Source organism: Desulfonatronum parangueonense, assembly GCF_054656975.1.
The window spans coordinates 1,461,108-1,481,425 of the sequence record NZ_BAAHXH010000003.1 but is presented as its reverse complement, the minus strand read 5'-3'; the positions used below and the strand labels follow the sequence as shown (position 1 = coordinate 1,481,425).

Below are 20,318 nucleotides of genomic sequence, written 5' to 3'. Positions count from 1 at the left end.
AAGACGTGAACGCGCCATGATTTCCCGCTGGACACTGGAAGAAGTGGCCGCATGGGGTCCTCGCTGGCTGGACCTGGGCCGGGATGAGGATTTTTTGCAGCCGCACCCGGACATCTGGCCGTCGGAAATCCGGCTGATTCCGGAATTGCTGGCACAGATCCAGGCTTGTCTGCCGCCGGTCCCCAGACGACTTTTTGATCAAGCCTGCCTCGCCGCCCTGGCTTTGTCTCCAAATCGCACGGACATTTCCGCGCTCGCGGATGTTTGCCTGGATTCGATGCGCAATGGCCTGCCCTTGACCCGGGCGCGGGTGGTCGAAATGTCCTGGATTCGAGTGCCTACGTTTCTGGCGGATCACCGCAGAGGATTGTTGCGGTTTGTTTTGCTGGGCCGAGGACAACAGGAGCATGCGCGGTGCAGTCTTGTAAAGCTGGATTCGACCGCGGCCCGCGCCGTGCGCACTGCCCTAGAACTGGTCGGTACGCCGGACGTTTTTGTCTGGCCCATCGTCGAGCCGGGAATTCTCAGTCCGGCCTTGCACGGCGAATCCCTGGCCCTGCCCGTGGCTCTGGGGGCATGGCTGCTCCGACGGGGCCGCGACTGGCCGGACGGGCTGGCCTGTACTGGTGGATTGTCGACAACCGGAAGCGTGCTGCCCGTGGACAACGTATTCATCAAGGCCCAAACCGCGGCATGGAGGGGATACACGACATTTTTTCATCCTCCGCGGCAACAGGTTTTGCTCGGAGATGGGATGACGGCCGCGGCCGCGGCAATTGCGACTGCTGTGGAAGTTCATACCCTGGACGTGGCGCTGAACCTCGCCGCATGCTTCAATTCGGATCGGATTCCGGGTCATGACGGGCCTCTACCAATATCGGCATGAACCGGAAAAAGCCCAGGATTTCATTGCCGCGTCCCGACAGCGGGGTATGTTCGAGGATTGGCGACATAAGGTTCAGCGTATCCTGTACGGAAATATAAAATCGTCGACCAAGGTTTCCCTGGTATGCCTCATAATAGGCCGAGGCTTCGATTCCGTCGTCAATGACCTTGAACTCCTCAAAACAGATTCCAACGCCAACATCTTGAAGTAACTGCTCAATAAGACAGGGCAACTATCTCCGCGGATCCGTGCCGCCTGGATACCGGCCTGCGCCGGTATGACGGAATTGAGTGCGTGTTGACGAGCACCCTGGGTCGTCACCCCGGCGCAGGCCGGGGTCCAAGCGATGCGGCCCAGAGTTTTTGAGCAGTTACATCTTGAACCCCTAGCCTTTTGCTGCAATGCAACAAAATATATTGCTTCCTTTTAGCAGCCATCTTATAATATGACCTGCTTCCGAAGGTGCTCTTCCCTCAACTTCAGATTCAGGACCACCTCATGCACCGCCCTCCCAACCCCTTTACCATCAAGGAGCTGTCACCCTCCGCCCCCTTTTGCAATCGAGAGGCCGAACTTGAGTCACTGCTCCGCTATGCCGTAGCCGGTGCGTCCGTCGTACTTTACGCACCACGGCGCTTTGGCAAGACATCCCTGGTGCGCAGGGTGCAGGCGAAGCTGGTGCAGCAGGGTGGGGTGGGCTTGTTCGCGGATTTTTTTGGGGTAACCTCATCCGACGACGTGGCCAGAAGGCTGGCCATGGCCGTGTACCGTTTCACCAGCTCAAGGGAAAAGCTGCTCCAGAAGGCCCTGCGCCTGATGCGGACCTTTCGTCCCGTGTTCAAGCCCGACGAAAGTGGTGTCTTTTCGGTTTCGGTGGAACCGACCGGGGCAAAATTGCATGGCCTGGAGCTGCTCGAGCAGACCATGCTGTCCCTGACCGAGGTAGCTGGAGCGTTGTCCGACAGGGTCAATTTGACTCTGGACGAATTCCAGGAAATCGGCGAGTTGCCGGACGGTTTCCAGATCGAGGCCTTGCTGCGGACGAACATTCAGCGCATGCCGTGTTCGTTTTTCTTTGTCGGCAGCAGGCGGCGGATGCTGCTGGACATGTTTGTGGACAAGAACAGGCCGTTCTATCAGAGTGCGATGCTGATGGAACTGAAGGCGTTGCCTGAACGGGCATTGTCCCCATTTATCTTGGAGCGATTTCAGGAAGGCACTGTAAAGTGCGATGCGGAAGCGGCCCGATCCATTCTTGCCCTGACCAAGGGGCACCCGTATTATACCCAGAAGCTATGCTTCCTGATCTTTGAACGATGCGGAGAGGTGGTTCTGGGGAGTGATGTACAGGATGGCTTGAACATGCTGATCGAGATGGAAAAACCATTGTTCGAGGCCATGCTCCAGGGTTTGGCGCCCCGTCAGATCGCCTTGCTGCGCGGGCTGGCCGCCGAACCGACCGAGGCTGTTTTTTCTTTGCCGTACATGCAGCGCCATGAACTGGGTTCCACCGGAGCTGTACAGGGTGCCCTGAAACGACTGACTTCCCTGGATCTGGTGGAGCGAAACGAAAAAAACGGCCTCTGGAGCCTCTCTGACCCTTTTTTTGCTCTGTGGCTTCGTGAGATGTAGATTCGAATTAATTGTCCAGCACACGTGATGTGATTTACCTCCGGCAATCGGGGGCGGGGTCACGAACGGAAAATATACGCATAATGAAAAATGAACAGGCTATAAGGCCTGCTACTAATATTGTCAGAATTTGTATTGTTATAATTGGCATCATCCTTCTGCTGACGGGTTTGCGATCCATGATGGCGGATTTGGATGCGTTGATCCATGATAACGGTAGAGCACAGAATGGGCCTTCCGTTATGCTGAGGCTGCCTGTGGAACGTGTTTTTCTGGATCAAGAAGAGGATGGTCAATCCTCCCGGCCTGGTTCCGGCCAGGATGATGAAGGTGCTGAGGAAACTGCTGAGGCTGAGGAGGCTGCAGAGGACGAGACGCTTGCCGAGGTTACTTCACCGAGTGAGCAAGTGCTGGATCAGGATTTACCGGACGCAGAATTTTTGAAGAAGTCCGTGGATCAGGAGCCATCGGATGAGATAACGGATGATCAGAGTGATGCATCACCCGCTGCCATGCCCCGTCCTGTCCATGATGCAACACCTGAGATCGACGAAACTGATGCAGCAGAACATTCCTATTTTGTCCAGGTCGGAAGTTATCATGTGCAAAGCAATGCCGAGAATTCCGCATCTCGTCTCAGAGAAAAGACCTATCCCGCTCAAGTCCGGACAATGGTCCTGAATGGGCAGACATGGCATTTTGTTTTTGCCCATGGATTTACTCATGAACAAGCGGCCCATGCATGGGCGGCACGCTTCAGGGAGAAGGAACAACGCGATGCCGTGGTGGTTCATATGGCGCCATCAAGATATCGGGTACTCTGGGAAAACGGAAAATGATGCATTTGGTTGCGCCGCACTGAAGACGAAATTATGGGCGTAAGGGAGGATGGCTTTTCGGATCCAGGTGCCGATATCCGGGGGCTTGGCCTGGACCTGACCCGCCCACAATCGGGACGCACTGATTTGTGAACATTGTTTTCAGGTGTCCGGCAATGATTCGATGAACAAATCCTGGCTCAGTCAATCATGCGAAACCAGAAAATCAAGGCAAGCCGGACCAGTGCCGGCATTCAAACTGGCTGAGCATTTGCTGGGAAGTAGCCTGATGCTTTACGCGGTCATGATCGGCATTATGTTGAGGTTAGAGGAGAGGATAAGGTAATTTGGGGTCCAGAAACAGTTGCAGGTTGCCGACGTGTGCTTTTTCAGTCAATCCAGTTGATTGTCAGAACGTCATGCATTTGACGATTCCATCGTTCTTGCGCATCCCTTACGCCAAGGTATTCAAAATGAGCGATTGGCCGGACCAGTTCGAATTTTCGCGGTTTCGGTGATGTTTGGGAGTCGGAAGCAAATTGGCATGGCAATGGCATTTAGGGCTGTATGGCTGAAATACGGACGGTCAACCTCCAACCTGCGAAGGGGGGCGCTCATGCAACAGCCGACAGTCAAATCTCAACCCGATCGAGAAACACACGCCACCATAACCAATCATGCCTGGCGTCGAATGACGGCACGAGGAATATCAACCGAAGCGGTGGAAGCTGTTCTTGACTATGGCCGCGTCGTTTACACCCGCGGAGCTGCCATTTGCGCCATAGGGCGCAAAGAAGTCAAGTTTTTCAGCAGGCAAGGCATCAACCTCACCTTGTATGAAGGAGTGCAGGTTGTCTGTTCCACTGACGGGGCAGTAGTGACAACATACAGAAACCAGGATTTTCGAGGATTACGCTCCTCGCGCCTGCATTTTCCGAAAAGGCGTTTCAGGGGATAACAGGTTACAACCAAGGCAGGCCGGTCATCAGGTCGAATCGTTCCGGAAAGGGCCGGGAGTCGCTGTGAACAAATACAAACAGATTGTTGGGCTTGTTGCCTGGTTACTGATAACCTTTGCTGCCGCTGCAATCGGAAGCGTAGCCTCGATGGATGCCCCGGCTTTTTACGCCCAGCTTTACAAACCGGCATGGTCGCCTCCCGCGCAGGTTTTCGGGCCGGTATGGACGGTCCTGTACACGCTCATGGCAGTGGCGGCCTGGCTGGTCTGGCGTGCCCGTCCTTTGGTGGAAACACGTTTCGCCCTTGGGCTGTACGTGGCCCAGCTTTTCTTCAACGCGCTCTGGTCATGGCTTTTTTTTGTTTGGCAACAGGGGCTGGGGTCATTTTTGGTGATCATCGTTCTGCTGGGACTGATTGCAGCCACTTTGATCAACTTTTGGAAACATAGATCTTTGGCCGGAGCGCTCCTGATCCCATACCTGCTCTGGGTGGGATACGCGGCGTTTTTAAACTATTCGCTCTGGCGACTTAACCCGCATATCCTTTGAAAGGTTTGCAGGAATTTCGCAATTGTCGAAACATTAAAGGGCGAATCTTATCCGCTCAATTCATCGATAGCAGGTGGTGCGTTATCTCAAAGCTTCCAGAGCGGTTTTTAGGATTTTATTCAATACCTTGAGCATGTTATCCGCACCCTGGGCCGCCGTTTTCCCTGCTCCCCATCCATAATAGTTTCCACGGTCACGTCAATTCGTCTTGAAGTTCAGCCTGACTTAATCCCAGGCGTTTCCGGACCTGGCGAGCAAACATTGCTGTAACCCATGGCTTCCATCTCATCCTGACGCTTTTGTTCCACCAATTCAGCTTCGGTTGTCGAATCACGATCAGGCCTTAATTTTACCGCTTCGCGGAGACAGCCCGTTCCAGCGCCTTCGCCAAGCCCTCCATCTTCACCGGTTTGGCCAGATAGTCGTCCATTCCCGCGGCCAAAAATTTTTCTCGGTCTCCGAGCATGGCGTATGCAGTCAGGGCGATGATCGGAATGTCCTTCTTTGCCCCAAGCGTTGTTGACTGGCGGATGGCCATGGTTGCCTCAACCCCGTTCATCACCGGCATCTGAATATCCATCAGGATAGCGTCAAAGTCCTGAGCCTCGAGCAGATCCAGGACCTGCCGGCCATCCTCGGCTATGGTCACGACATGTCCAACTTTTTCCAGGAGCTTGCTGACGAGAAACGAGTTGGACGGTTCATCTTCGGCCAAAAGAATGCGCAGGCACTGTGTGGCTTTGGCAATTTGCCTTGGTCCTTGTACAGAAGAAACACTTAGACCCTCGGGAAGCTTGAAGGGCAGAACCACATACATGGTGGTCCCTTCGCCGGCAGTGCTGTCCACGGAAATATTCCCACCCATCAGGTCCACAAGGCGTTTGACGATGGAGAGTCCCAGCCCCGCGCCTTGATAGGATCGGGTATAGGAGGCGTCCACCTGGACAAACGGCTTGAACAGGGTGTCCAGTTTGTCGTCCGGAATGCCGATGCCTGTGTCTGAGACGGAGAAAAAGATGCGGCATTCGCCCGGCTTTGGGCTGGACAAATAGGCCATCTCCAAGGTGACGATCCCTTTGTCATTAAACTTCAGGGCATTGCCCACGAGGTTGAAGATAACTTGCCGAACTCGGGCCACATCACCGATAAGTTGCCCTGGAATGAGCGGATCCAGCGAACAATCCAGCAGGATGCCTTTTTCCCGTGCCGCCACCGAAAAGAGTTCGATAACGGAATCGTGAAGTTCCTGCAGGCTGAATTGCTCCGCGCGAATTTCCAGCTTGCCCGCTTCAATGCGTGAGATGTCCAGGATGTCCGTGAGCAGCCGGGTAAAACGGTCCGCGGACTTTATGGCTATGGCTGTGTATTCGGCTTGCTCCGCATCCAGCGTTGTTGTTTCCAGTAGCTGCATCATGCCCATGATCCCGTTGAAGGGAGTGCGCAGTTCATGGCTCATGTTGGCCAGAAAATCGCTTTTGGCCTTATTGGCGGCTTCAGCGGCCATGGCTGCAATTTTCTGTTTCTTTTCGCTTTGGATCAACTGGTCCAGCATTCTGGAGTTGCGCAACGCGATAGCTGCCAGATCACCGAAAGCCTTGGCAATGGATGCATCTTCGTCGGTAAAACCCCCGGGCTTGTTGGCCAAGCCGATGATGCCTTGGGTTGCGTTTTCCACGACAAGCGGGGCGAAAAGGACGTTATCCAAACTGAGATGCCCCTTGGGCATGAATTCCATCCAATGGCTGTGCATGAAAGTGTTATCATATACAACGCGGTTGTTCTCGTATGCTTTCGCTCGAAGTCCACGAATCGGCATGGGCAATTCCGGGTTTACAGAGCAGGGTCTGCCTCCGGCTTCCAGAAAGAGCAGTTTGTTTTCTTGTCCATCATCGGAGAGCAAGGCCACGTATCCGGCTGTTGAGCCAATGATGCCGGAAGCGATGTCGAAAATACGTCTTGCTGTTGAAGCAAAATCATCTCGAGTCAAAACTGTTCTTGCAGCCTCAAACAAGGATTTTCGCTGACGTGCAGCTTTTCTGGAGTCTTCCAATGCCTGCTGTAACGCATCTCCGGCTCGTTTCTGCTCAGTGATGTCCCTGAATTCAACCACGCGAGCCATCTTTCCCTGGTAGGGAATGTTTCTCGCCTCAAGGCGCAACGGATACTCTTCCCCATTCTTGCGAAGTCCGAATGCCTCATAGGGCTTTTCATAGCCGGAAACAATATTGTTCATCACCAATGCACGGGATTTTTCAGCAATCAGAAGCAGTCCGTCCATCCCGATAAGCTCATCATAATCAAACCCGGTGATCTCGGAGAGTCCCTGGTTGCACTCCAGGATGACGTCTTTGTCGTGAATAGCAATGCCGCCAAACGATGCATTATGCAGAGCCTTGAAACGCTCCTCGCTTTCCCGCAGTTCATCTTCGGCCTGCTTGCGTTCGGTAATGTCGCGAGAAAAAATACTGACGCCGATGACTTGGCCCTGCTCGTCACGGATTGGGCTGTGGGTAACTTCAATAAACGCTCTGGACAGTTCCTGCTTGCCGGAAAATGCCTCATCAGTGAATGATTCTCCGCGCAAAGCACGATCGAGATTGCCTCGGGATGTTTCCCTGTCCTCTGGAACTGTTTGATATTCATAAAGGCTGTGCCCAATCTTGATGTCCACGCCATACAGCGCCTTCATCCCCTGAGCATGGCTCTGATTGAAGCTGGTGTATCGGTATTCGCGATCTAAAGAAAAAATTGGGGAAAGAGAACTCTCCATGATCCCCTTCAGCAGTGCATTCTTAAACCGCAATTCCTCCTCGGCCAGGTACCGTTCAGTAATGTCCTGATTGACAACAATGGCCGCTTCAATGTTTCCCTGTTCATCCAACACTGGAGCGGTATAGTTGAGGATAATTTTCCTTTTTCCGTTAAAGGCCTCGATTTCCAGGAGTTCGTCGACAATGGATTCGCCCCTGTTCACCGTATGCGCCAAGGCCCAATCATCCGGTGCGATTTCTTCACCGGAGGGCAAACGCCGAGCCTTGAATACGCCGTAATCATTTAGGTCGACATCAGGCTCTGCCTCCCAAATCGCCACGCCTGCCGGATTTCCCTGCAAGAGCTTTCCGTTTTTGTCCGCGATCCATAGACCGATGGGCAGAACTTCAAAGATTTTTCTGAACAGGTTTTCACTTTTGCGGAGCGCCTCTTCGGCCTGCTTGCGTTCGGTGATGTCCTCGGCAGCGCAAACCACATATTCGACATTGCCCTGGCCATCGATTTTGGGCGTTTTGACGATGGACAGCAGCCGTTGCTCCCCTGCTGCATTGGGAACCTGTTCTTCGGAGTGATACTGCCGCCCCATGGAAAAAACATCCCTGTTGCCCAGCCGGAATGCTTCTGCCACGTTTTTTGGCAGAAATTCATACATGTCCTTCTTGGCGATCTCCTTTGGCGAGAAACCAAGAAAATCAGCATGCGCCTTGTTTACCGCCCCGTAGGTATGTTCGTCGGTGAGATGCCAGACCTGGGTCCGGATGTTGTCCAGGAGAATGCGATGGTTCTCCTTGCTTGCGAGCAATTGTCTCTCTGCTAGCAACCTGCTTAGTATTTGCCGCACCCGAGCCAGCAGAACAGCTATATGGATGGGTTTATGGACAAAGTCCTCGGCACCCAATTCCAGCCCTGCGACTTCGTGTTCTTTCTTTCCCGAAGCAGTGATAAAGACTACCGGTATATGCTTGGTTCGTGCGTCGGCTTTGAGCGCGGAGCATGTCTCAAATCCGTCCATGCCGGGCATTATCACGTCCAGAAGGATCAGGTCAGGTTTTTTGTCGGCCGCTATGGACAGGGCTTCAGGACCGTTCAAGGCGGTAAGGACTGAATAGTTGTTCGTTTCGAGTGCTTCCGTGATGAAATGAAGGATGGTTTGTGAGTCGTCGACAACCAGGATTGTGCTTTGATTTTTTTCAGGCATTATAATGTTCCTGTTCTTATCGCCATCCTGTTTACAGGAAAATAACATTTTGACAAATACGCCATTGCAGAGCCGTCGCGCCCCTCGGGCACGCCCTTTTTCTGTTCCTGGCGACGACGAAATCACGTTTCAGGTAGAAGTGGCTGAGCTTCGGGAATTGATGTGGTGGGCCATGCAGTTCGGTCATGAAGCGGAAATCCTGGAGCCGGCCTGGCTCAGAAGAGTGGAGGCGGAAGCGGCGCTCCGGACGGCAAGCGTTTATTCGCCGACTGGAACAAGATGAACTTTCAACTTGCACCACACTGCCTGGGCATACTTTTTCAAGGTGGCGATGCCTGGAGAGTGCCGGTTACCGGACAAGGAAGTCTCCAGTCAAGTCACCGCCGGGGGCTTAATTCTCATTTTTCGGCCACTTCCGCTTGGGCTCGTCCATTGTGGCTTCCGCCCTGATTGCGGACCAGCCCTTCCACGCCTCGGGAGGCGGCGGACAGGGCTCCGTGGAACGATCGTAACGTACGGCGCATTCCTGGACCGGAATGTAGAACCGACGCAGCAGGTCCCCGTCGTCAGGCGTGTATTTGAGCTGCCAGGAGAGGGAGGGGAGGGTGAAAGCGGAATTCATGGCGACTTGTCAGGGTCTTGCCTGTTGTCAAAAACTGCATGGATCACAATTTCGTTCGGTTCGATGGAGAAGAAAACCGAGAAGGGAAATTTTCGCAGCAATATCCTCCTGGATTGCTTGTGGTGCAGTGCATAAATGTTTGGATTCCTGGGATTCTTTTTAAGGCATCTTCCACGCAATCCAGAAAATCCAGGCCAAGTCTCTGGAGCTGCTGTTCTTACCACTCTATGGAGATGGCAATATCTTCAAGTGATTTCAGAGTGTACCGGATTTTCATTTGTATGTGTTTCGTAGTTTTTCATGGACTGTTTGCCAGTCATGCATCTCAAGATCGCCTCGCTGATATTCTTGATACCTTCTTTCAAGCTCCATTTTTTGCCATTCAGGCATTGGCAGCGCATCTTGATCTTTTGCAAGCGAATCCCAGGCGTTCTGAATCAGATGCAGTCTTTCGGAAATATTCAGCTTGGCAATTTCATTCTCAATTTGGATTGTGTCCATGTCTATCTCCTTAGGTGATTTCCGGAATTAACTGTACCCAGAAATCGACCCCTTACCCCAACCCTCTCCCAGTGGGAGAGGACGGCAAAGGGTATCTTTGTTTATGGGAATCCCCTTGATGTCATCCTGATTGCAAAAGTCCAAAAAGGACGTTCCAGCCTTGAGATTATATAACATTGTTTTCAATCAACTTTAAAGGATCAACTGTCAACGGCCTTGGTTCTACGGTACTCTTTAGACCAAGCTCTTCTTTCCGTTCCTCCAGAGTCACTTGGCCATAAGTTCTTCCTCATGAATGGCTCGCCAGGCTTGCAGCATTCCGTCGTTATTCACGTCGGGAAGTCAGGAGGTGTCGAGGGCCGTCCCTGATTCTTCTCGCAACAGTCAACTGTCGAGATGCCGCGAAATATCCATGCTGTCATGCAGTATGCGAAGGACGTCGATGACGCGCTCTTTGCCGGGGCGAAAGACAATGAAGTGTCGGCCGCGTCGTCCCTGGCGTGCGACATGCATCAGCGATACGCCTGGCTGAATGTCATCCCGACGTCTGGCCCCGATGATACCCGGTCCATCGAACAAGGCCTCCAGGGCCAGGGTCAGGGTTTCGGCATACATCCTCGCCTGGCGAGAACCGAAGTGTTCCGTGGTCCAGGCGATGATTTCGGCCATGTCCTGATCAGCTTTCAGAGCGAGGCGTATTGTCCAACGCGGCATCAGGATGCGTCTTCGGTCCGTGCGATGACCTCGCCGATGTGGGCGCGCAAACTGTCGGCGGAAGAAAGTGACGTGAAGCGTCCGGATTCGATATCGTCAAGGCCAACGGCGACGGCTTCACGGAGCGCCTGGAAGCGCAAAACCTGCTCCTGTTCACGCCGTTCAACCAGGCGCAGGCCGTCTCGCAACACCTCGCTGGCGTTCTGATAACGTCCCGAAGTGACGAGGGCTTCCACGAATTGGGCTTGATGCTCCGTCAGGACAACATTCCGTGTCGGCATGACAATCCTCCGAAAAAGTAATTGGCATATTCTGCCAAGGTGCCGATAAAAAAACAACCACAACCCGCCAGCCACTAATCACTGCCCATCAACCACCGCCGCAACCATCGGATTGAACCGCTCTTGCATCTTGGCTTCTGCCCTGATTGCGGACCAGCCCTTCCACGCCTCGGGAGGCGGCGGACAGGGCTCCGGCGGAGAAATAGCCCGTGGATCGATCGTTACGTACGGCGCATTCCAGGGCCGAAATGTAGAACCGACGCAGCTGGTCCCCGTCTTCAGGCGTGTACTTGAGCTGCCAGGAGAGGGAGGGGAGGGTGAAAGCGGAATTCATGGCAACTTGTCAGGGGCTGTTGTCAAAAATTATCCTGGGAGCGCCGCACCCCAGTGCGGCAACGGTGTAACGCACTCAGGGAAAAGTTCCGGCTGGAGAATGGCCCTCGTAGCCTGGTCATGAAACTCCGCGTCAATGGGAACCCTTGCACAGGAAACTTCATCGCCCGATCTTTTTGAGCAGTTACATTTCTGGACGTTGAACAGGCTGGCCGGAGAATTCAGGCTCCGGATCATGTACCGCAGAGCAACAATGTTGGAAACCCGGTGGCGCGCCACCAGGTCCCGCAGAACAACCACATTCAGATATTCCTGCAACACCCTGACGCGATAAGTAAATGAAAAATTATCTTGAATAGGAGATAACTCCCCGGTTCTTTCTCCAGTTCCAGAACTTCATTCGCGACGCTGGAGCGTCTGGGGCTGCGTTCCCACGCTGGAGCGTGGGAACGATCGGACGGAATACCCGGTTTTTCCTCCAGTTCCGGCAATTCACTTGCGACACAGGAACGTGGGAACGATCGGCATAATTATCACATGACGTTCCGATTATTTCCCAATCAAACCTGATCCAGGCTGAGCGCCCATCTCCAGGCGGGTACGATATGTATGCACCCTGCATCTGTCTGAAGCTGCTTCGTCGTGGCAAGGGTCACAATGGTGGCCTCGGTGAGGTTGCATTCCTCCATGGCTTCGGACAGTGCGCTGATTTCCCGCTCGGCTGTCTTCGTCTCCTCCATCGACGCAGCCGACTGGAGCAGACTGTTGTTCCCGGTCGGATCAGTGACCAGAAAATCCACTTCCCGGCCGCTTCTCGTGCGATAGTATTCTATCCGCCAGGCTCTCCGGCGCAGCTCCATGAAAACGAAATTCTCCAGAAGATGGCCCCAGTCCGGGGAAGTGCTCCGGGAACAGGCACTGACCATGCCGTTGTCCACGATGTAAACCTTTCTGGGGTTGACCATCCTGGCGCGTTCCGAATCTGCATGAATCAGGACCGGGAAAAAAAGATAGGCATCCGCAAGGTGGTCAAAGAATTCATGAAGGGTGTTTTTTCCGCAGGCAATACCCTGGGATTTCAGATCATTGTAGAATTTCTGGACGCTGAACAGGCAGGCAGGGGAATTCATCAGGCTCCGGATCATGTACCGCAGGGCCACAAGATTGGAAACCCCGTGGCGCTCCACCAAGTCCCGCAAAACAACCACATCCAGATACTCCTGCAACACCCTGACGCGGTGATGGGCCTCGAGCCCTTGTACTTCCGGGAACCCTCCGCGGGTCAGGTAGGCTGAAAACCGGTTTTCAAGAATTGCTCGCCGCTTGGAGCCGGGCTGTTTGGCCACGTCGCTGTCAATGCTCTGGTGTTCCAGGAATTCTGAAAAACTGAAAGGAAAGATTTCCGTCGCCAGGGACCGGCCTCTCAGACTGCTTGCAATCTCGGTACTCAAAAGCTTGGCCGAAGAGCCGGTCAGGCAGATACGCGCATTCTCGGAATCCAGGAGCCTGCGGACAAAGCGATCCCATCCGTGCACATTCTGGATTTCATCAAAGAAGTACACGCAGAGCCGCTCCTTGAAATGCGGATAGCGTCGATAAAAGGTGTCCGGTATCAGGTGCAGGTCCGAAGCGGTCATGGGCATCAGGCGTTCATCTTCAAAATTCAGGTAGACAAAGGCTTCGGCTGGAAACCCCTCCTGAAGCAGTTCGCGCATTCGTTGATACAGGAACCAAGTCTTGCCTGACCTGCGCATGCCGATGACCGTGTCGATCTTGCCCGGGATCCAGGGGAGACGAGCCTTGCGCCGGGTCATCACCGGCAGTTCCCGTTCATGAAAATCAGCGATCAACTGGTCGAGTATGGAGTGCATCAGCGATATTTATCTTTAATTATGAGACAAGTAAATTGTAAAATGTCTTTAAAAAAGAGACAAATGTCCGGTTCCTCCTCCAGTTCCGGCACTTCATTCCCACAACGAAGCGCCGGAACGATCGGCAACCCTCCCTGCTCCATCTTTCCCTGCTTCCTGCTCCTACCTCGGCTCCTCCGCCAGTTCCAGCAATTGCGCGAAACTGTAATTCAGGTCTGTCACCCGGAAGTCCGGCTCCCGCTGGAAAGGTCTGCGCACGGAGTGGACCCGGTGGGTGTTTTCGTCCAGGAATTCCACAATGGCCAGGATGTAGTCATCCGGCTTGTTCAGGGAGTACAGGACTTCGTTCTTGGTCACGGTGATGGTTTCGGCACCGGTGACCCGGCCCTTGACCTCGATGAAGCGCAAGCGGCCCGTGCCTGGGATGCGGCTTTCGATGTCGTAGCCCAGCTTCTCCAGTTCCCGGTCTATCGGATCGAAACCCAGACCACGCTCGATATCCGTGACAATGGCCCTGGCCCTGGTCGCGGACGCCTGGGTGTCCTTGGGGAGGGTCGGAGCGGTTGAGGGGTGACCAAGCCGTCTTACTCCGGATGGTTGCGATAATGCGATAATGTGCAGGGGCGCTCCGAGCATGGCATCAACAAGCTGGTTGTGCTTCGGGCTGGCTTCCCTCCAGGCTGCGAAGTTGTTCTTCACGGCCTGCGTCGCCCGATCCGCGAATTCCAGAATCCCGCCTTCGCCGGCCAAATACCCCGGATGTCAAAGGACAAAAAAAATACGAGGTCGGACAAACTGTCCAACCTCGTATTTGATTTATTGACCTTTTGTACTGAGCCGGTCTTGCTCGGATTGTGTTTTAAATGACCTCACCTGATTGCTTACGGTCAACACAGCTGGTCGCTCCATGTTCACCATTTGATACCCGAGCCCGTTTAGGAATGACAACCGAAAGTTGTCCCCCAGCGTTGCCCCGCACAGTCAGAACTTCCCATCTCAACCTATTTTTTCAAAGCATTCAAAAAGCCATTCCGATCAACGGCATCGTTCAGTGTGCCCTGCTCAAGCCGCGGAAAAACTGGGCATCCAGGTGACCAGAGTTCAGTACTTTCAGGATTGGCGTCAAAGTAGTCCGGGTCGGTGGTGACGCGGATTGGGGCTTTCATGCCGGGTTCGATGTAGGCGAAGTCTTTGGAGGCCAGTCTTGTGGCCTCGATGCCGGGCGGAAGCAGGAGCGGGTTCGACAAGACACGGCCCAGGTCGTTCAGATCGTACAAAGGTGCATGTCGCTCGGGCTCGATCAGGTCGTCCTGGGCAGCCTGGTCGATGTCAAATCCTCCGGCCTGGAGCTGTTCCGCCTCGTCGGAGATCCGGGAAATCAGTTCCAGGCGCTCGTCCTTTTCGTCCCGCTCTCCGGCGCGTCCCTTGCCCAGAGTCAGGGCGGAAATGGCCTGGGGCAGTCTGGCCAGGATGGGTTGGAGCTTGCCGACAAACGTGGTGAAGAGCTGAATACGGTCGCGCAGGGCGCGGTAGACGTCGGTTTCCACGGTGTCTTCGTAGTGCAGGTTCACGATGCGGATTTGCGCGAAAGCCTGGCCAAGGCGATCGATGCGGCCAATACGTTGCTCCACCTTCATCGGGTTCCAGGGCATGTCGTAGTTGACCAGCGCCCCGCAGAATTGAAAGTTCAAGCCTTCGGCCGCGGCGTCGGTGCAAATCATGATTTCGGCCTTGCCGTCCCGGAACATCTTCTTGGTGTCCTCACGGGACACTCGCCGCCAAGCGCCGTTTCCATCCAAGACCTCTCCGCCGCGACCGGAAAAGCAGATCACCGAGTCCGCGCCGAACTTGCGGACCGTCTCCTCACGCAGGAAGTCCATGGTATCCGTGTACTGGGTGAAGACCATGACCTGGGGATAGCCTTGCTGGCGGAGCGTCTCCAATTCCGCCAGCAGGACAGATGCCTTGGAGTCCGTAGGCAAAAGACGCGCCCGGTGCAGCAGCGTATCGATATCTCCCTGTTCCTCCAGGGCCAGGGCTTGTCCCGCCAGATCAACGGCCTCGTCGGCATCCATGACGTCAGCGGCCAGTTCATCCTCCAACACGTCTTCCTCGGCGCGTATCATGTCCGGCTGTGCATCGGCCACGGCGAAGCCCGTGGCTCCCACCTGGGCATGGCGGTTTTCCAGGGTCCGGACCAGAGCCGCGAAGCTGCTGGCCAGCCTGCGGCGATAGATGGTCATCACGAAGCCGACGGCGGTTTTTTTGTCCAGGGAAGCATTATCGTAAGTGGAGGAGATATAGTCTTCCACCGCGTTGTACACGTCCCGCTCGGCCTCGGTCATAATCACAAACCGATCCTCCACGTGGCGGTCCGCGATCCGCACGGAGAGCTTCCCGGCCTTATGGTAGGTGCGCAGCAGCTCCCGGGTATGCCGGGAAATCAGGTGTCGAATCGGGGTCTGGGAGAGCATCAGCCGGACCGCGGCTTTGCGCTCCGGCGTTTCCAACTGACGCAGGGGGATGGTGCTCTTGTCCCGCAGGGCGTTGAGAATTTTTTTCGTCTTGATCCTGCTCAAGCCCGACAAAGCTTTTTGAGCATTCTCCAGTTCTACCTGGCCAAAGGTGGATTCCACGTTGCGAAACAGGGCGGCCATGAACGATAGATCGTTATGATCCGGCATGGGCTGGGCCGCGATGTCGTAGAAACGCAGGAATGCCGTGCTGTTCCATGCAGAGGGCAGGCCCAGCAGATTGAGCAGATCCCAGACCTCCACGGGGCTGACCTGCATGGGCGTGGCCGTGAGCAGAATCAGACCCTGGGTCTTGTCTTTAAGCCGGTGCATCAGCCGCAGCAATTGGTTGGGCCGGTCATCGGTGCTGCCCACGCCCCCGCCACGTCGTCGGGCATGGTGAGCTTCGTCCAGGACGATCACGTTCCAGGGTTCGGCCTGCTCCAACAGTTCAGCGGCCCGGTCCCGGCGGCGCATCAGGTGGCTGGAGGCCAGAACAAAGGGTTCCTTGTGCCAGTCGCCGCGGTCCACGGCGCAGACGGACTTGTCCACCAAGGCGGGGGACGGGAAGCGGCAGAGCCGTTGACCGTCGTAGATGGGCCAGTTCAGGTTGAACTTTTCGCGCAGTTCGATCTGCCACTGGCGGAGCACGGCCTTGGGAGCGAGCACCAGGATTCGTTTGGCTCTTCCAGCCATCCATGCTTGGCGCAGGAGCATCCCGGCTTGGATGGTCTTGCCCAGGCCCACCTCGTCGGCAATCAGCAGTTTGGGCGGCCATGAGTCGTACATGCGTTGAAAGGCCCGAATCTGATGGGGCCAGGGCGAAATCGGACACGTGGCTTCTCCCACCCGTTCACCGCCGCCGGGCAGTGAAGGAGCGGCCTTCAGGAAGGACCAGACTATGGTCCGGCGGTCGATGCTCGGTTCCAGAGGTGTGAGGGCAGGTTGCGACTGGGCTTTCGGTTCCGGCTCCACCCCGTAGTCATCCTGTTTTTCATGCAGCAATCGGTGCGGCCGTCTTTCCTGTTCGGGCAGAAATTTGAGCAGTTCCTCCCGAATGGCCGTGGGGATGTCGATGACCAGGGCGGATTTGGCCTTGTCCGCCCAGAGTTGCTGAAACGTCGTTTCCTCCGCGTCCACATGTGCCGCGGACCCGCCCCAACTGGTGAAGACATGGAAGCTGTCCCAGTTGCACTTCCAGCCATAGATCGTTTCGTTGATGCTGCCATTGAAGGCGAGGCGATTGCCGGCCTTGTCCTCGATGACTCCGGCCTTTTCATGAAAAATGGCGTCCGTGCGCATAGGCCGGCGTTCATGGTTGCAGGGGATGGCGACCTTCACGTCCAGGTAGCCTTTGGCCACCATCCAGGCCAACAGCTCCAGGGCGTTGACCGTGTCCTTGTCGTCTGCCGTCAGCGGAGTCCGTTGCAGGCTGGTCTCGACGGCTTGGCGCAGCGATTCCCCTTGAGATATGGCCTGCACCTCTGGTTCGTCCAGTGTGCAGCCGACAATCAGGCGCATCCGCCCCTGATTGCGGACCAGCCCTTCCACGCCTCGGGAAGCGGCGGAAAGGGCTCCGGCGGAGAAATAGCCCGTGGATCGATCGTAACGTACGGCGCATTCCAGGGCCGGAATGTAGAACCGACGCAGCAGGTCCCCGTCGTCAGGCGTGTACTTGAGTTGCCACGTAATGTCCGGAAGCAGGCTCACGCCTCAGTCTCCCACAACGAAAGCTGACGCGGTTTGCGGATCTGTTCCGTGAAGGCCAGGCGGCGCAGGTTTTCCAGGACCTCGAAGTCGTTGGCCGCTGGTTCAACGGCCTTGGCCGAGTCGAATCCGGTAAAGGTCCGGGACGGGGGCAGGACTTCCAGGACCGCCTCCAGGGTTTTCAAGAAGGCCGGTTCCTTGTCCACGCCTGCCTTGGTCAACAGATCCCTGGCCGCATCCAAAGTCCGGGTGCGGGCCATGTGCGCGGCGTGATGCACGGCGTCGATCATGGCTTTCGCCCCGCTGGGAGCGCCCAGCACCCCTTTGGCCGCCCGAGTAGAACTGTCCCAAAGCACCACGTCGCTGGTCTTTTTCTCGGCCAGCTTGCCGATGATCTCCTTGTCCAGGTCCAACCCGGCCACTCGGGCCAAGCGTAGGGCTTCGTCGTAGGGAAACTGCGGGGCCTGGAAGGCGTCCCAGGCCAGGACGAACCATTCGGTGAGCGGGTCCAGCTCAACCTTGCGCTGAACCGTGGTCAACTGTTCCATCCGCCAGTTCTTCACCTCCCGTCGGGCCGCGTCCAGGGCGTCCTCCGGGGTGGCGGCGTAGGGATCGAACTCTTCCTCTAAAAAAGATAATTGCGTTCCAGCCTTGGCAACCGGCTTGGGCAGCGGCGTGCCCCGGCGCACGGGCCAGTGCCGTGAGAACTCCTCCAGGGCCGGACCGAAACTGGACAGGTACAGGTCCACGCCTTTGATCCCGGCATCCTGAAACTGCTTGACTCGACCACGCACGGCCTGACGCACCATGGGCTCCAGGTCTTCCCAGAACATGGTTTCCTGATTCTCGTCCCGCTCCGGCCGGGGTCGGCAGACCAGGAAGATGGTGGAATTGGCCGCGGACTTGTCCTTGATATGCAACGATCCTTCGGCCTCGGTGTTGATGGGCCAACTCGCAGTGATCACAAAACCAGCCTCCATCAGCCCCTTGGTGAGGGCGTCCCAGGCACCGGTGGCCTTGTGGGTGAACATCAGGGTCATGATTCCGTCCGCGGTGAGCACCCGCCGACACTCGGCGAAAATGGCCGCCATCCGCTCCCGGTAGTCATGATCGGCCAACTTCTTGGCCCCTTTTTGGCCCTTGAACTTGGCCGGATTGGCCACCGCCTCATTGTCCTTGTCCGTCAGCCGCCGGGTAAACAACTCCGGATAAACGTGCCCAGCGGTGCGTTTCAGCCAAACGTAGAAAAAATCCGACAGCTCCGCGTACATCACGTTGTCGTAATACGGCGGGTCCATGACCACCACGTCCACGGTCCCATCCGCGATATGATCCAGAGAGTCACCGGACTTGCAGGTGATGGTCACGGCAGGCGGAACAAACTCCGGCCCAGACTCGAACATTGATATCTGGGTTTCCTTGGATTTCTTCCTGGCTGCCTTCATGTTCACGTCCGGCCGGACCAGGTCCACCAGCTCAGCGATGCACTTGGCGGTCTGCTCAATGGCCCAGTCGTAGCCAAGGCCGACGATCAGCGGAGCCATTTCGGCGTGAGACCATGAGAAAGAAAAGTCATGTCGATTAAAGGTATTCGCAACTACTTCCCTCGTGGACATCCAAACGGACATGCGAGAATTGTAGTTGAGAAGCTTATCAAGAGAAATTGACAAGTATGCAAATGCAGCCCTTGAAGCGTCGTTAAATCCGGGCTTGTTTTGTTCTTCATCCAATAGTTCCCGAAAAACTTGGACGCTCGTTCCATGACAGAGCAGTTGTCGGGGGGAAAAGAGGTCTCGCCACAATGGCATACCGTATTGAATGGGCCGAGTATCGTTGCCGTCTTCCGGAAACTCCTCCGTCGGCACCATATCCAGCGCTTCCCACTCCGGCAGCTTCTCCTCCAGAGCGGCCTTGATCCGTTCGCTGACGTCATCCTCAGGCCGAGGGGCGCGGTAGCCGCGTTCCCATTTTTCCCGCTTCTTCCCGGTCTTTGTCGTGGTTACGACCCGCTTCTTGAATACTACAGCATAAAGCTGTTCGCCCATGTTTCCGGCCTGGGCCTGTTCCTTGATAGCGTCTCCGTCCACCACACGGCCGCAGTCCGGGAAAGGGCAAGTAGCCGTGCCTCGGGCCACTGTGCCTTCGGACTGCTTCTGGGTCGTATTCACGATCTGAAACGAACAAACCCGGCCAGGCGTGTTGGGGCCGTCCGCTGTTTGCGGATCAAGGCGTACGCCCGTGCCATCTGGAGCAAGCCGCCAGTTGGGAGACAGGGGAATCAGGCCGTCGCAGTACGGGCAGGTTATGGTGCGCGCCCATATCCAGTTCGTTGGTATGGAGTCGGAGTCGGGTTCTGAGGGGAAGAACTCGGTAAGCTTTTCTTCACGGGCTTTCAGAAATTTCTCGCGGAGTTGAAGAAATGCGTCATGTACCTTTGAGTGAAACGTTAAAGGCGATTCAATCGTACTCTTCAAGATCAGCGTTGCGACCGGGTTTATATCATTTGCATAAGTTTCCAGTCCAAGGCGAGCACTTTCAAAGGGAATGCTTCCCCCACCGGCAGTCGGGTCCAAAAAAACTGCATTACCTAATCCAATCCTCCGAGACTCATAAGAAATCCAATCCATATCCTGAGTGTTTGGCATGTATGAGAACGCCCGTGGATATTCATAAGCCTGCCCTTCAAAACGTTCGCCTTTTTGTCTTGCAGCATCAATTCTTCTCCGTGAAGCAACCGGATCCCCATGAATCCCCAAGGCATGCATAAACTTGTCCTGGTCCGCGTCCGCCGGGAGCAAGGAGGCCAGGATGGCGACGCGGGAGGCCACCAGGGGGCGTCTGGCCCACCAGACATGCAGGTAATATGTGGGCGGCAAGGCTGTCATGGAGCGGCGTTCGCGCACGCTCTCTTCACCCAGGGCGGCTATGGGTAGCCAGTGTTCGATGAGGCGTTTGGACATGA

At 55.6% G+C, this 20,318-nt stretch carries 16 protein-coding genes; 6 read left to right on the top strand and 10 right to left on the bottom strand.

What is annotated here, in order from left to right:
* Window positions 1-16 precede the first annotated feature (16 nt).
* The 5 genes from ACYQ15_RS06835 to ACYQ15_RS06815 all read left to right on the top strand — a co-directional run bounded on the left by ACYQ15_RS06835 (window position 17) and on the right by ACYQ15_RS06815 (window position 4,844).
* A complete protein-coding gene (locus ACYQ15_RS06835; protein ID WP_459936778.1) occupies window positions 17-886 on the top strand; it encodes a hypothetical protein in 870 nt (289 codons plus the stop codon).
* Window positions 887-1,384: 498 nt separating this feature from the next.
* Complete coding sequence (locus ACYQ15_RS06830) at window positions 1,385-2,518, top strand: AAA family ATPase (protein WP_459936777.1); 1,134 nt, start codon at window positions 1,385-1,387, stop codon at window positions 2,516-2,518.
* Window positions 2,519-2,601: 83 nt separating this feature from the next.
* Complete coding sequence (locus ACYQ15_RS06825) at window positions 2,602-3,357, top strand: SPOR domain-containing protein (protein WP_459936776.1); 756 nt, start codon at window positions 2,602-2,604, stop codon at window positions 3,355-3,357.
* A gap of 595 nt (window positions 3,358-3,952) precedes the next feature.
* Window positions 3,953-4,294 carry a DUF4258 domain-containing protein gene (locus ACYQ15_RS06820; protein WP_459936775.1) on the top strand — a complete coding sequence of 114 codons (342 nt, stop codon included), beginning with the start codon at window positions 3,953-3,955 and terminating at the stop codon, window positions 4,292-4,294.
* Between the two features lie 64 nt (window positions 4,295-4,358).
* Window positions 4,359-4,844 (top strand): TspO/MBR family protein, encoded by a 486-nt coding sequence (locus ACYQ15_RS06815; RefSeq protein WP_459936774.1) that lies wholly within the window; start codon window positions 4,359-4,361, stop codon window positions 4,842-4,844.
* A gap of 349 nt (window positions 4,845-5,193) precedes the next feature.
* Here the strand turns inward: ACYQ15_RS06815 and ACYQ15_RS06810 are convergent, their stop codons facing one another.
* Window positions 5,194-8,814, bottom strand: coding sequence for a response regulator (locus tag ACYQ15_RS06810; RefSeq protein ID WP_459936773.1), 3,621 nt, complete (start codon window positions 8,812-8,814; stop codon window positions 5,194-5,196).
* A 4-nt stretch (window positions 8,815-8,818) separates the two neighbouring features.
* Between ACYQ15_RS06810 and ACYQ15_RS06805 the strand changes: the two genes are divergently transcribed.
* Window positions 8,819-9,097, top strand: coding sequence for a WCX domain-containing protein (locus tag ACYQ15_RS06805; RefSeq protein ID WP_459936772.1), 279 nt, complete (start codon window positions 8,819-8,821; stop codon window positions 9,095-9,097).
* A gap of 108 nt (window positions 9,098-9,205) precedes the next feature.
* On the opposite strand, the gene ACYQ15_RS06800 is transcribed toward ACYQ15_RS06805, so the two are convergent.
* From ACYQ15_RS06800 to ACYQ15_RS06760, 9 genes are all read right to left on the bottom strand, one after another.
* Window positions 9,206-9,436 (bottom strand): hypothetical protein, encoded by a 231-nt coding sequence (locus ACYQ15_RS06800; RefSeq protein ID WP_459936771.1) that lies wholly within the window; start codon window positions 9,434-9,436, stop codon window positions 9,206-9,208.
* A gap of 273 nt (window positions 9,437-9,709) precedes the next feature.
* On the bottom strand, window positions 9,710-9,937 hold the full coding sequence (locus ACYQ15_RS06795) for an addiction module protein (protein WP_459936770.1): 228 nt from the start codon (window positions 9,935-9,937) through the stop codon (window positions 9,710-9,712).
* 384 nt (window positions 9,938-10,321) lie between these two features.
* On the bottom strand, window positions 10,322-10,651 hold the full coding sequence (locus ACYQ15_RS06790) for a type II toxin-antitoxin system RelE/ParE family toxin (RefSeq protein WP_459936769.1): 330 nt from the start codon (window positions 10,649-10,651) through the stop codon (window positions 10,322-10,324).
* Window positions 10,651-10,932: a type II toxin-antitoxin system ParD family antitoxin gene (locus ACYQ15_RS06785; RefSeq protein WP_459936768.1), complete on the bottom strand. Its 282-nt coding sequence runs from the start codon at window positions 10,930-10,932 to the stop codon at window positions 10,651-10,653. Before ACYQ15_RS06785 ends, ACYQ15_RS06790 begins: the two co-directional genes overlap by 1 nt.
* An 88-nt stretch (window positions 10,933-11,020) precedes the next feature.
* The gene (locus ACYQ15_RS06780; RefSeq protein ID WP_459936767.1) at window positions 11,021-11,266 is read right to left on the bottom strand and encodes a phospholipase D-like domain-containing protein; all 246 of its coding nucleotides are present in this window, start codon (window positions 11,264-11,266) and stop codon (window positions 11,021-11,023) included.
* Window positions 11,267-11,825: 559 nt separating this feature from the next.
* Window positions 11,826-13,136, bottom strand: a complete 1,311-nt coding sequence (locus ACYQ15_RS06775; protein WP_459936766.1) for an ATP-binding protein — start codon at window positions 13,134-13,136, stop codon at window positions 11,826-11,828.
* A 162-nt stretch (window positions 13,137-13,298) separates the two neighbouring features.
* Window positions 13,299-13,886, bottom strand: a complete 588-nt coding sequence (locus tag ACYQ15_RS06770) for a protein NO VEIN domain-containing protein (protein WP_459936765.1) — start codon at window positions 13,884-13,886, stop codon at window positions 13,299-13,301.
* A gap of 251 nt (window positions 13,887-14,137) precedes the next feature.
* Window positions 14,138-17,359 (bottom strand): SNF2-related protein, encoded by a 3,222-nt coding sequence (locus ACYQ15_RS06765; RefSeq protein WP_459936764.1) that lies wholly within the window; start codon window positions 17,357-17,359, stop codon window positions 14,138-14,140.
* Window positions 17,356-20,316: a DUF1156 domain-containing protein gene (locus ACYQ15_RS06760; protein WP_459936763.1), complete on the bottom strand. Its 2,961-nt coding sequence runs from the start codon at window positions 20,314-20,316 to the stop codon at window positions 17,356-17,358. The genes ACYQ15_RS06765 and ACYQ15_RS06760 overlap by 4 nt, the downstream gene beginning before the upstream one ends.
* Between the last annotated feature and the right edge of the window lie 2 nt (window positions 20,317-20,318).

Excerpts from the sequence above, each read along its gene's own strand:
- ACYQ15_RS06805 (WP_459936772.1), top strand. The coding sequence starts at position 8,819 with ATGTTCCTGTTCTTATCGCCATCCTGTTTACAGGAAAATAACATTTTG.
- ACYQ15_RS06825 (WP_459936776.1), top strand. The coding sequence starts at position 2,602 with ATGAAAAATGAACAGGCTATAAGGCCTGCTACTAATATTGTCAGAATT.
- ACYQ15_RS06830 (WP_459936777.1), top strand. The coding sequence starts at position 1,385 with ATGCACCGCCCTCCCAACCCCTTTACCATCAAGGAGCTGTCACCCTCC.
- ACYQ15_RS06795 (WP_459936770.1), bottom strand. The coding sequence starts at position 9,937 with ATGGACACAATCCAAATTGAGAATGAAATTGCCAAGCTGAATATTTCC.
- ACYQ15_RS06800 (WP_459936771.1), bottom strand. The coding sequence starts at position 9,436 with ATGAATTCCGCTTTCACCCTCCCCTCCCTCTCCTGGCAGCTCAAATAC.
- ACYQ15_RS06760 (WP_459936763.1), bottom strand. The coding sequence starts at position 20,316 with ATGTCCAAACGCCTCATCGAACACTGGCTACCCATAGCCGCCCTGGGT.
- ACYQ15_RS06810 (WP_459936773.1), bottom strand. The coding sequence starts at position 8,814 with ATGCCTGAAAAAAATCAAAGCACAATCCTGGTTGTCGACGACTCACAA.
- ACYQ15_RS06785 (WP_459936768.1), bottom strand. The coding sequence starts at position 10,932 with ATGCCGACACGGAATGTTGTCCTGACGGAGCATCAAGCCCAATTCGTG.
- ACYQ15_RS06820 (WP_459936775.1), top strand. The coding sequence starts at position 3,953 with ATGCAACAGCCGACAGTCAAATCTCAACCCGATCGAGAAACACACGCC.
- ACYQ15_RS06835 (WP_459936778.1), top strand. The coding sequence starts at position 17 with ATGATTTCCCGCTGGACACTGGAAGAAGTGGCCGCATGGGGTCCTCGC.
- ACYQ15_RS06780 (WP_459936767.1), bottom strand. The coding sequence starts at position 11,266 with ATGAATTCCGCTTTCACCCTCCCCTCCCTCTCCTGGCAGCTCAAGTAC.
- ACYQ15_RS06775 (WP_459936766.1), bottom strand. The coding sequence starts at position 13,136 with ATGCACTCCATACTCGACCAGTTGATCGCTGATTTTCATGAACGGGAA.
- ACYQ15_RS06790 (WP_459936769.1), bottom strand. The coding sequence starts at position 10,651 with ATGCCGCGTTGGACAATACGCCTCGCTCTGAAAGCTGATCAGGACATG.